10 protein-coding genes are annotated in these 11,827 nt (G+C 58.9%); all 10 read right to left on the bottom strand.

All coding sequences use genetic code 11. The features are described from left to right. Positions 1 to 20 precede the first annotated feature (20 nt). The gene (locus tag ACOY6C_RS05420) at positions 21 to 956 is read right to left on the bottom strand and encodes a hypothetical protein (protein ID WP_420904476.1); all 936 of its coding nucleotides are present in this window, start codon (positions 954 to 956) and stop codon (positions 21 to 23) included. Beyond that, positions 953 to 2,269: a hypothetical protein gene (locus ACOY6C_RS05415; RefSeq protein WP_420904475.1), complete on the bottom strand. Its 1,317-nt coding sequence runs from the start codon at positions 2,267 to 2,269 to the stop codon at positions 953 to 955. Before ACOY6C_RS05415 ends, ACOY6C_RS05420 begins: the two co-directional genes overlap by 4 nt. Positions 2,270 to 2,365: 96 nt before the next feature. Continuing rightward, complete coding sequence (locus ACOY6C_RS05410; protein ID WP_420904474.1) at positions 2,366 to 3,397, bottom strand: hypothetical protein; 1,032 nt, start codon at positions 3,395 to 3,397, stop codon at positions 2,366 to 2,368. Positions 3,398 to 3,400: 3 nt separating this feature from the next. Beyond that, positions 3,401 to 3,769 (bottom strand): hypothetical protein, encoded by a 369-nt coding sequence (locus tag ACOY6C_RS05405; protein ID WP_420904473.1) that lies wholly within the window; start codon positions 3,767 to 3,769, stop codon positions 3,401 to 3,403. Then, the gene (locus ACOY6C_RS05400; protein ID WP_420904472.1) at positions 3,766 to 8,742 is read right to left on the bottom strand and encodes a phage tail tape measure protein; all 4,977 of its coding nucleotides are present in this window, start codon (positions 8,740 to 8,742) and stop codon (positions 3,766 to 3,768) included. Before ACOY6C_RS05400 ends, ACOY6C_RS05405 begins: the two co-directional genes overlap by 4 nt. Positions 8,743 to 8,811: 69 nt before the next feature. Continuing rightward, a complete protein-coding gene (locus tag ACOY6C_RS05395) occupies positions 8,812 to 9,171 on the bottom strand; it encodes a hypothetical protein (protein ID WP_420904471.1) in 360 nt (119 codons plus the stop codon). Positions 9,172 to 9,182: 11 nt separating this feature from the next. Next, a complete protein-coding gene (locus tag ACOY6C_RS05390) occupies positions 9,183 to 9,926 on the bottom strand; it encodes a phage tail tube protein (RefSeq protein WP_420904470.1) in 744 nt (247 codons plus the stop codon). Then, positions 9,923 to 10,369: a phage tail terminator protein gene (locus tag ACOY6C_RS05385; RefSeq protein ID WP_420904469.1), complete on the bottom strand. Its 447-nt coding sequence runs from the start codon at positions 10,367 to 10,369 to the stop codon at positions 9,923 to 9,925. The genes ACOY6C_RS05390 and ACOY6C_RS05385 overlap by 4 nt, the downstream gene beginning before the upstream one ends. 1 nt (position 10,370) lies before the next feature. Continuing rightward, positions 10,371 to 10,883 carry a phage protein Gp36 family protein gene (locus ACOY6C_RS05380; RefSeq protein ID WP_420904468.1) on the bottom strand — a complete coding sequence of 171 codons (513 nt, stop codon included), beginning with the start codon at positions 10,881 to 10,883 and terminating at the stop codon, positions 10,371 to 10,373. Beyond that, on the bottom strand, positions 10,883 to 11,818 hold the full coding sequence (locus ACOY6C_RS05375; protein ID WP_420904467.1) for a major capsid protein: 936 nt from the start codon (positions 11,816 to 11,818) through the stop codon (positions 10,883 to 10,885). The genes ACOY6C_RS05380 and ACOY6C_RS05375 overlap by 1 nt, the downstream gene beginning before the upstream one ends. Positions 11,819 to 11,827 lie beyond the last annotated feature (9 nt).

Raw genomic sequence — 11,827 nt, 5'->3', positions numbered from 1 at the left:
TCACGCTTGCGGGTCTGAACCTACAAAAAGTTCAAGAATGGCGTCAAATCAGGATAATAGCCTGGGCTGACACCGCCCAAATTGATCCCGTATTCCACGTCGCGGTAGTACTGACGCAGCCAGATATCATGATCTCCGGGCGAGACCCCATCATCGGCCATGAATGGCCAGCCGTACTCGGGGTGGAAAGGATAGGTCGTGCCGGGATGATACCTCTGACAGAAGATGCCGTTGGGGCTTATGACCGGTGGCGAATTGAGCGGCAGGACGCGAAAGAAAAACTCCGGTCGCTCGATACCGAACAACTCGCGCAGCCGGATCTTTTTGATGCGCAGCACGTACCGGCCATTGGCATACAGAGTCGGGTACATGAGATCCTGCTGGCTGATGGTGGTCAGGCCGTGAAAGTATCGCTCCTTTTCGGCCTTCTTTTCGGCGATCAGGTCGCGCAGCACGGCGGCATTCGCGGAGTCCGGATCCAAGGTTGCCAGTTGCCTGGTCAATTCGTTGATTACCGCATCCAGTTCAGCCACCTTCTCAAGCCACTGTTGTTGTTTGTCCAGGTAGGCGGTGTTGACAGCGGTGACTCCGAGTTCGGCCAGCTTGTCACGCGCCATCTGGGTGGGATACTCGTAGTTGAACCTGCCGAGGTTGAAGACGCCTTCAGCCCAATAGCCGTTGTAATCGTCCCGCCGGACGGGTCGGTAAAACGGCGGATGAGAGGATCCTGCCACCACAAACGCGATATAGGGCTGATAGATCGGCTGGCCGATCGAGGCAATCTCGATCTTGATGGGTTTCCCGTATTGGTTGGTTCCGGTTATCAAATACACCTTGATCGCCACGAGCCCATTGACAGGCGAGACGATGACGCCGGACTCATCGAAAATTCGCAACCGGACGGTGATGTCACTGGCAAAGGGGTAGCCCATCAATTGGTGCTTTTTGTCGCTCATGCCCAGAGTTTCCCCGGATCCTCGCCCACCTTCTCGTTCGGCTCTTTTTTGTGGTTGCCGGTCGGGGGCTGTACGGTGAACTGTTCGGTGCGGTACTCATAGCCGGCATTGCCGGCCTGACTGCCGGTCTTGGGGTCCATGAAGACCAGCCACACCTTGTAGATGATCTTGACGGGCTTTTTGTCGATGTACCAATCCGAGCCACTCTTCTCCGTATCCCAGTTGGGATAGATCTTGTAAACCTCGTATTCGACGAACACCTCCTCCTTGGACTTGACGGCGGTGGGCATGGTCTCGTCCATAAATTCCACCTGCCGATCCGTCCTTGCCATGCTCATCGCAACCTGTCCCGTGCGTGTTTTGTAGCGCGCCACAGCCGAGACAAACAGGTTTTTACGCGAGCCCAACTCCAGATCGGTGCCGGATGAATTGATCCGGATTTCGCTGCCACCGACGGAGTAGTCGATCACAAACTTCTGCTTGCCCACCCCACCCGGGATCCGGCCCGAAAAGCCGGAGAACCCTTTGCCGAGGAAATCGAACTTGTAATCCAGATTCCCGTTTGTCGCGACTTCAGCCATAAGCAGCCCGGAAGAGACGACACGCACCGTGCTCATGTCCGGCAGATTGGAGGGCTTCTTGCGTTTGAAGCCCACGATACAAGGAAGAGAGCGGACAATGGACACCGACACCTGGTTGTTGTCCGTGTTTCCGGACCCGGACGATGGCGGCTTTTTGATCAGCTCGTCCAGCCTCTGCTCCAGCGATTTGATGCGCGCGGGATCCACCATGGCGTTACGCAACCGGTCGAGTTCGGCGCGCAACGCGCTGGTCATCCGATCATAGGTCAAGAATTGATCCTGCTTAGCGTTCGACTCGTGCAGTCTGTTGCGCAACTCTTGCTCCAGTTGCGCAATCCGTGCGGGATCTTCGCCGTTGTCGCGCAGATTGCGGATTTGCTCGTACAGGTCGTTGATTGTGGCATCGGTGCGGCTCGCACCGTCACGCAACAATCCCTCCAGTCGCACGATCTCCTCTTTGGTTCCGGATGCGACCTGGAGTTGTTCAAGCATGTCGCCCAGATCCTCGATGGCGCCCTCGAGATCCCCGCTCAAGAGCTTATTCAGGATGGATTGTAAAGGTTGGGACAGATCACCTCCTCCATCCATATACTCCTGTATGGCTGCCAGGGTCGCCGGATCGTCACCATTGGTTTGAACATCGGCAAGAAAGTTGCCCAGCATGGCCAGGATGTCGGCATCGCCCACCGGCTTATACAGCTCAACGAGTCGGTCGTAGATGTCGTCAGCCAAATCGCCTGTTGATTGGCTCTGGATGTCATTCGACGATCCCCCTCCGGAGGGATAAACAAAGTTCAGGACAGCGGTTGCCGTAATGATGGCCATGGATCAGGCGCTTTGCAGGGTGCAAACCAGGGTCGCGCCATTGGCTGCGGTGGCGGCAGCCCCGGCGGGCACGATCCGTTTCTCCCAGATCCCGATGGCGCTTGGATGGGTGTTGAAGGTGATGGTATCGCCTGTTGTCCAGGAGAGGGTGGTCCATGCCAGGGCATCGATGACGAAATACGATCCACCCCCGGTACCGCTGGGCGCAAACGTACTCGCCACAGTGCCTTCTCCTACAACGCCGACACGCGCCCCCGTGACGGTGTAGGCGCCTGGACCGATAAAGGTGAGCGTCCAGGACTCTTCGATCGTGCCTTTGCTGGTGCCGTTGATGGGATAGTTCAGGCTGTCGAAGGTGCCGGAACCGTTGTTGACAAAGCCATCCACCAGCGGCTCGACATCGCCTACTTCGATCACCGATTGCACTCTGGTTCCCTCGGTCATGGTGTAGGCGTTGGCAAGGGTGGTGCCTGGCTCAAAGGTCAACGTGGCGGTATTGCCATTCCAGAGCACGGCATTGGTCGAGGCCAAGCGGAGAAACTCCTCGGATCCGACCGTGGTATTGAAGGTCGTTTTGTCGGAGATGCGGATCAGATCGCCGTTTTTGAAGATGGCATCAGCGGGATTCTCGACCGCCACGGTGATGGATGTGGCTCCGGCAGAAGCATCGGCGGCCAGATCGGCGCCCCCGTAGAAACGGGTGTAGCCAACCGCCTCGGCCTGGGTGTCGGTTTGGGAGGCGAGCAGATTTCCGGCCCAGGTGAGCAAAATCCGGTCATCGCCTGGGGTGTGTTTATCCAGAAACAGCCGGGTGTTGGAGGCCTTGGTGGTCGTGGCCGGGGCAATGCGCACAAAGATCTTGCGGTATCGGGTCGATCCGGCGAGGCGTTCGGCCTCCGGGATGTGGGGCCAGACGTTTTCGGCCACGTTGTTGGTGATCAGCGATGAGGCAAATCCCATGAGTCCGCCGTTGCTGGCGCTGTCGTTGACGGTGATGGATTTGCGGTATGAGATGTCGGTGTTGGCAATGGCCATGGGTCAGATCTCCACGAGTCGGATTTCGCCGGTATACGGCGGGGTGTGGGGAAAGATGGGCTGGAACGCCACAGCGGGTGGGTCGTGGTGACGGAAGGTCACCACCCGCACCGGATCATCCAACCAATGGAGCTCAAAGGTGGCGCCGGGTTGGGCGGCCATCGCCTTCAAGGCATCGATTTCGGATTGCGTAAGCCACGTGACCGATTTCTCGGCCAGCAGCGTGATCGGGCGACCGGTGATTTGTCTGGTTGGATGCAACACCACCCGCCCGGATAGCGTCTGGAGCGCCGTCTGCTTGACCGGTGACCAGGAATCCCGATCCGACCACTGAATGGAGTTTGGAAGTATCAGAGCGCCAAGCCGTTTCATCGTGATCTCCCGGTTTGGGTGCGGGCGGCCAGCCGTCTCTCCAGCCCTCTGGCCAGCGCGGTGACTTGATCCTCAATCGCATAGGATCTCGAGACCGGCTCATTGTTGATGCGGATGTCAATCCGCTGCGGTGGTTGATCGCGCTGGTTGAACGATGCTCTTTCCGGGTGCTGATACGTCGTGCCAAGGAACGGCATCGGCACCGAATTCCGGGGCGCGATGAATCCTCCAGAGGCGTAACGCGGCAGGCCGTTCAGCAGCAACTCGCGCATCAACGGAAAATTGCCGGCATTGAACGCCTCGGCCAGACCCGGCGCACGAGAGACCACCCGCTTGTTGAGCATGAACTCGCCCGGCATGGCCAGGATCGGCACCGAATCCTCGTTGCCCACCCCCGGCACCCAGCCACCGCGCGCAAAGGCAAGCGGGGTGATCATGCCGCCGCCGGCATAGCCTTGTTTGGTGACCACATTCACGGTGACGGTTTTTGAGTCCGGCAGAGCCTCGATCTGTCTCTTGATCTCGTCGATCCGCTGTCTTGCAGTGTCGATATCCGCGTTGATGTCGATGTTGCGCGGCTCTCCCAAGCTGTTCAGTTTTTCTTGCAGCGTTCCAAATTTTTCTCTCAGGCTGTCGATACTGCTTTGCGCGGAGGTGACATCGAATTTAATGGTCGGATCAAAGGTCTTGAACAGCTCCTTGAACGATTCAAAGGTGCCCTTCATTTGGTCAAAGCCCTGCTGCACGGGAGCTACCAGATTGTTGGCAACGTTTTCCTTGACGTTCTTCAAGACCTCCGCAACATCCACCAACTCGGCCCTGACCTTGACGACCCGCTCCTTTTTCTCCAAAAGCGTATCTATCTCAGCCGCCGCTGCCTGGACTTTTTCCGTATCCACGGTCACGATAAGCTTGTGATCTTGATCCAGCTTGGTGTTCAGTTCACCAATTTTGTTGCCTAGATTGTTTAGCCCCTGAGCAAGACCTTCATGCTGCTCACGCATCATATTGGCACTGCGTCCAGCAGCATCCGCCTGTTGTTCATTGGCCCTAATGACAATTTCCGAGGCATCCTTTAGCTTCTTTTGGGATGAGGTGAATCCCTTTTCAGTAAGCTCGATCAGACCAGTGGTAGCGGTGACAACTTCTTTGCCCGAACTCTCGTTACTGCTTGTCAAATGATGATAATAATCAATGCTCTTTTTCTTTTGGCTTTCTCTGATAGAATCTTCAAGGTCAGCCATTTTTTCAGCCAAATCCATGGCCTTCTCGGCGTGCTTGCGCGCGCCGTCAAAATCTCCTTGACGGAGCAACTCTTTTGACTTGGCCAGCTCCTGCTCATACCGCTCTTCTGTTTTCCACAATTTTTGTTTGTCGGTCATTCCTCGCTCTGCAAGCCGTGACAAGCGATCTTCCAGGGACATCCGAAAATCTGCGTTGGCCTGACGGTATCTTTTAGCCTCTTCAAGCAGACGCTTCTCCTCGCCGATCAATTTATCGATCGTCGTCCGATACGCCTGTTCGCTCTGCTCCAAAATACGCCGTTCCGAGAGCAGCCGCTCCTCGTCGATGCGGGTTTTGTCCTGTTTCAGGCGCTCGGCGTTGGCGAGCTTGAGCCGGTACTCCTCATCGTTGATTCGCAGCGCTTCCGCCAGATAGCGATTCTCCTCTCTGATCCTGGTTTGGCTCTCCTCGATGGTAATCTGGGTGAGTTTGGCCAGCTTGTCCCGTTCGGAGGTCTCGAAAACAGCCGCAGAGCGCTCGACAGCGAGCTTTTGTTGGGCGGCGCTCTCTTCGGCGGAACTGGCGATCTGTTTGTGAGTCTGGGCTGCAAAGGAGGCCATCGCCTGCCAGGATTTACTGGCATCATCCACAGCGGTTTTAAGCGTTTCGCGGGATTTGTTAAGAGATTCGTCGTATTTCTTGATCTGTTCGTCTGCGGCCTTGATCGCCCCGTTGACCGCATTGGTGGCTGAAATCAAGGGGCCGGCCAGGGTGGCGTTCGTCAGCTTGAGTTGTTCGTTGAGATCCTTGGAGGCGGTCTTGCTGGCATCTATGCTCCCGGTCATGCTGGTGAACATCTCAAGAATTTGCGCCCGGACTGCCGGATCGACCCGGATCCTGGCCAACTCCTTGTCGAGTTGATCCAAGGACATCCCGGCAGAGATCGCCTCCTGGATCAGCGCCTTGAAACCGGATTCGGTATCACCCAACTGCCGGCGCAACTCGGCCCCCTTGGCGATGTTGGAATCATACGATCCGGTCAAACGGTCGAGTTTCAAGAAGAACCGCTGGGTGAGCGAGGCAGCCTGATCCGATGAAAAGCCATAGCGGTTTTTCAGATCGTCGCTGTAGGCGGTCATCTCCCCCTTGGCGGCCATAAAGGCGCGTGCCTGCATATCCAGGTGCAGGGCGAAACTCTGCTGATCCTCACTTTTCAAGGTGGCCAGATAGGCTTTCAAGGTGGCGGTATTGTCCTTGGCGGCGCTGCCAACCCGCGCCAGGGCACGGCCCTGTTCGTCAATCGAGATATTGGCTCCTGGCAGCAGTTCCGCCAGTTTTTGTTCGGCCTCGATATGGGCTTTGGTGCCGGTTTTGGTAAACTCCAGGGTGGATCTGAGAGTCTCCAACGCCTTGATTTTTTCTGTTGTGGCCCCTCGCGCATCGCCCATGGCCTTGGCCGAATCCTGCAAGGGCTTGACCGTGGACTCGGTGGCCTTAGACCAGGCCCAGGCGGCCACCGAGGCGGCGGTCAGGAAGATGCCGAGCGGAGTGAGCATGAGGGTACGGGCTGCCGTGGTCAGCAGACCGATGGCGCCACTCAAACCGATGACAGGTGCTGTCATGGCGCCTACGGTGGCTGCGGCAGCGGTGGTGCGATTGGCTAGCACGCCTGCTGCCAGACTGGCCGCCAGCCAGCCGGAATTGACCTGAGCAAACGGGGCCACCAACGATACGGCGCTGGCGGCCAAACCGCCCATGGATGCACCCAGGGCAATCACCCCACCGCGCAACACGCTCCAGAGCATTTGCAACGCGCCGAACCCGGCCAGCACGGTGATGGTCGAAACCGCCGCCGCCGAAAGCGTGGGAAAGGTGTTCACAAGAAAGCTCACGCCGTGCGCCAACCCGGCCACGCCGTCGGCACCGAGCTTGATGATCGGCAGAAATCCATTGCCCAGGGCAATGCCTGCCTCGGTTATGGCATTTTTGGCCAAATCCAGATGGGCTTGCGTGGTTTTCAACCGCTCGTTGAACTCGCGTTGCATGGAGCCGGCGTAGCTCGCCTCGTTGGCCACCAGACCAAGTATTTCATTGTACTTGCCCATATTGTTGACCACCTGCACGATCTCGTCGGAGAACTGCTTGCCGAACAGACCGACCAGGGTGTTCATCTTGGTCTGATTGTCGAGTTTGGAGATCAATGTTAGAAGATCGATCAGCGCCTTTTGCGGGCCAGCCTTGATCATCTCTGCCATCTGTTCGCCGGTGATCCCCAATCCCAACAGCGCGGCTTTGAAATCGGTGGTCTGGGTGGGTGCGGTGGCCAGTTCTCGCATCAGGGCGTTGATCGCGGTCGCGGCCCGTTCCGGACCCAAGCCCATGGAGAGGAAGGTGGTAGCCAGGGCGGCAGTCTCCGTATTGGCCAGACCGAAGACGCGCGCCATGCCGCCGGTGCGATTCATGACCTCGACGATATCTTTTTCCACCGCGTTGGTGTTGTTGCCGAGATGGTTGATCGCATCGGCCAGGAGTTTCGTTTGCGGCACGGTCAGGGCAAAGACGTTCATCATCTTTCCCACAGCCTCGCCGGCGGCATTGGGGGCCATGACGAACGCCGTGGACATCTTGGCAACCAGTTCGGTGAACTCACGCATGGATCCAGCGGCAATCCCCATCTGTCCACCAGCGAAGGCAATCGCTGCCAGACCGTTGACCGTGACCGGGATTTCACGCGACATGGCGATGATCTGGTCGCGCATCTCCTTGAAGGCTTTTGGGGTCTCGAAATCGACCACCTTGCGCACATCCGACATGGCGGTCTCGAACGAAATCGCGGCCTGGACCGCTGCATTCAGACCTGCTCCGGCCAGCGCCAACTTCACCAATTCATTGCGAACCTGCGAGAAACTCGAAACCAATCCGCCCGAGCTGTCGCGCAGCGCGATGATCTGGCTGGTCATGGCGGTATGCGCTTGCGCAAGTTCCGTTGCCGTCAGGGTACCGCTGGCGCGTAACCGTTCGTAGGCCGCCACAACGCGGGCGATCTCGCGCTCCACGTTTTCAGTTGGACCCAACCCGAGAAGGTTGCGCGCGTTGTCGATACGCTGGCGCTCCCTGGCTGCGGCGGTCACACGCGCCAATTGCGCTTCGAGTCGCTTTTGCTCCTCTGTCAGATTGTTGGTATCAACCCCTGCGGCACGCAGGGTTGTGCCCAGCTGTTCCAGACCTCTCGACTCTCTGGTAAGCTGATCTGCCAGCCTGGATGCCGCCCCGCCGGCAATCGTCAGATCGCGCTGCAAGGTTTTCGAGAAAAGACTCAGATCGTTGGACTGCTCTTTGAGTCGTTCGATGCTCGTTTTCAACGCTTCGATCTGGGCGCGTTGTTCGTCGGTGCGCAGATTTACCGGCGTTTTCCGAAGTTCGGTGAGCGCGGTCCGAGCCTTGTCCAGTTGCTGCGCAACGCCGGACAGATCCTCTTGCACCTTCTTGAAGGTGTTGCCGAGACGCTCGGCCTCGGTTTTGGCCGGGCCGAGCGCATTCTTGAGCGCCTCCACGCTTTTGGTCATGCCCTCGAACGATTTGATATTGTTCAGAGATGAGGCGATCTCTTTGGCAAACGACTGCGTGGTGGCACCCAGCGCACTCATGCCGGCGGTGAACGCCGTCTGCGCGGAACGCAGCCCGCCCACGAACGCGGACGGATCGAGCGTCAGGATGACGGACAGATTACGTTGTGCGCTGCTGCTCATTCAGCCACTCCAGGGCGTGTGCGAAAACATCCACCGGGTATTGCCATACGTCCACATGCAGGATGCTGGTCAATCGGAAGACGGCGGATTCGAGCTGTCGGCAGGCGTCTGGTGTGTCGCCAGATGCTTCTGGCCGGCATCCAGCACCTGTTTCTTCCAGGCGAAAAAAAGGGGGTTGCACTCCTGGCACTGCTTGGCGATCTCGATCAGATCTTCAAGACAGAACGCGCCGATCTCCTCTTTGGTCAGTGTCGTGAAGGTTTGGATCTCCAGGAACGAAATCTCCTGGAGTACATGATCGCCAAAAATATCCTGGTTCAGGATATTCCGGTTCTGAAATTCCTGGAGCATCTGCCACAGTGCGGCAACCGTAGGAGAGATCACCGTGACAGTGCGCCCCCCCACCTCGATCTGCTTCTCTCTGCGCATCTCGCCCCCCGTCAGTACACGAGCGTTTCGGAGAAGAACTTGCTCGCTCCGGCCTCGGTGCGGGTGTCATCGCGCAACAGGCGTCCCGTCAACTGCAGCGTGGCCGGTTTGTCGCCCTTGTAGTCGTTGCCCTTGCTGGCCTCGAACTGCACGCACCACAGATCGACGATGCGCGGCTTGCCATCCATCACGGAGTTGATGCCATCGAAGAGCATGTAAAGCCGTTGCGCGCTCGTGGTCATGGCCTCGATGGTCGCCTGCGCACCATGGCTGTACGAGACCTTCAGGCTTTCCAGATCGTCGATGGTGGAGGTGTCCGGAATGATCAGACCGGCACCGGTGACGGTGTAATCCGTGCCGGAGGCAAAGGTGGTCAAGCCGTCGCTGCTTTTGACCACGACGCTGGAGGCACCGGCGCGGGCCAGACGGGTCAAAGTACCCTTGTGCGCGGTCACCACCTCGTTGGAGACGGTGCCGGCAGCCACGGCAGCGGAGGTACCCCAATAGGCCAGAGCCAGATTCTCGTGGTTCAGATCGTGCAGCACCAGCGTGACATCGGCATCCTCGATGATCGACGCCGAGGCGGCCACCCCTCCCGACGGACTGTCGTAGTCCTTGATGGTTTCGGTCTTGGAGTTGATCCCGATCTTCAACTCGGAGGAGTTGGTCAACTCGCGCAGCGGATCGTTCGGATTGTCGTAGCGGCGGGCGTAAACCTTGCCGGCGCCTTTGTAGTAGTAAGCTTGAGCGGTCATGAATTGCATCCCTTGGTTGTGATGGCGCTCACATAGCGGAGCGGATAAAATGCGTTTTTTTCCAGATAGCTGGGTCGGGGCGGGCTGCTCTTGGTCAGCTCGCCGTATCCGGGAGCGGGCACCCAGCCTTGCAATCTTTCGTTGATCGACCAGAGCAGCGGCCCGGCCCGCTCCCGATCCCCCTGGGCCGGAGTGGCGTAATTTTTGGTCACCAGCACCACCAGCCAGTACTGGCGCACGATCTGAAACGGCCCGGCCTGGTAATCGTCACCGTCCGGGATGCTCTCGCCGTCGTAGAGCACATAGACCGCGCCGTCCGCGACACGACCATCCTTCAACAGCTCCAGATCGCGCGCGGAATGCACCATGCCCAAGCCTTCGATGTTGGTCTGCCGGATCCGCTCCATGATGAACGCCTGGAGCGCGAAATAATCGCCGGCCATGTCAGTACCCATCCATGGCGCCAAAAAAAACGACGCCGGGCGTTGCCTCTACCCGCCCGACACCTCCCGCCGAGGCGTCTGCCCGACCGGAGAGGATCGCCTGACCAGAGGCGATCCTCTCCAACCAGCGCACAGCGTCGTCATGGCGCGTCCGCACCGCGCGATCCACCGAGTCGTCATCCATGGCAAAGCGCGCCAGATCCGCACAGATCGAAACGAGTGGCGCCGAGGCGCACTGTTCGGATGAGAGCGGCAGGGGGTAGCGCGCCGAGAAATAGGAGTCCATGCGCGCCGAGACCTGCGCCAGAACACGCTGCATGCGCCCCAGGCAGCGCTCGGCAGCCTCGCACGCCTGGGCGGTGTAGCCGGCACGATCCCCACCCGTGATCGTCAAACGCAACAAAGCGCCACCGATCTCGATACCAGGCGGGATGTCATCCGGACGGGCGATGCCGGCAATCTCGCTGGCGCCAAACAGCTCCAAGAGGTCTGACGGGGTGGCGTAGATGCTCATTAGCCGGCCACATTGCGCAAAAGGAACCCGGCGCCCGGACCGACCATCACCGGCTTGTACTCGTGCGTCACCGGATAGAGCCACGACTTGGTTTTGCCGTCGTAAATCGCCGACTCCACGAAGGGACAGCCGCGCAGCACATAGGTGTAGCCGTAGGAGGGCACCTCTTTTCCGACGCCACCCTCCGGGACATAGGCCAGGATGGCGTCAGCACCCCACACATCGTGGAAATCCCCCTGGTCGTCGGTGTAGATCGCCTCGCCGACCACCACCTTTTTCAGGTTCCACTGCGCGGCGAGCATGTCGGCGGTGACCGAAGCACTGCTGGTGTATTTGAACTTCTCGATCACCGCCGGCGAACTCTTGGCCGCGTTGAATGCCATAGGTCCGAGCAGCAACGTGTTGGGATAGCGCCCGATGGTCCCACGGATCACCTCACGGGCCTCGTCGATGTCGGAGAGAGGATCCTTGGCGCCATCGCTCCAGGGAGTCTGGCCGGCACCGGTCAGATTCAGCACATGATCGGCGGCATATTTGGCCGGATCGCGCGCCAGGGCGGCCTGGGCGTATTCCGCGCCGAGCAGCAGAATATCCATCACCGTCCGCACCGACTGAGCACCCAGATTCACACCGGGCGCACGCGACGCCTCTTCGAGATGCTCGCGCGGCAGCTTGCCGCTCAGGGCGTGCTGATCCAGGGCGAACGCTTGTCCCTCATACCCGATCGGCACCTCTTTCACGTTGGCGCCGGGCGCGCGGGCGGTGCCGACCAGCCGGAACGCCTGCTTGTCGAACTCGATGATCTTGCCGGCACGCAGCTCCACCGGCACGCGCGGGTACAACAGATCCCCGACCAGCGTGGCATTGCGATAACCGATGCTCACTTCGGTCAAAACCGGGTCCACCACCCGGACATCAGACATGCTCATATTCATGAGAGGCTC

Origin of the sequence: Candidatus Magnetaquiglobus chichijimensis (assembly GCF_045865675.1) — a bacterium.
Lineage (GTDB): Bacteria > Pseudomonadota > Magnetococcia > Magnetococcales > Magnetaquicoccaceae > Magnetaquiglobus > Magnetaquiglobus chichijimensis.
The sequence above is the reverse complement of the archived record's forward strand: the minus strand, read 5'-3'. Positions and strand labels throughout refer to the sequence as shown.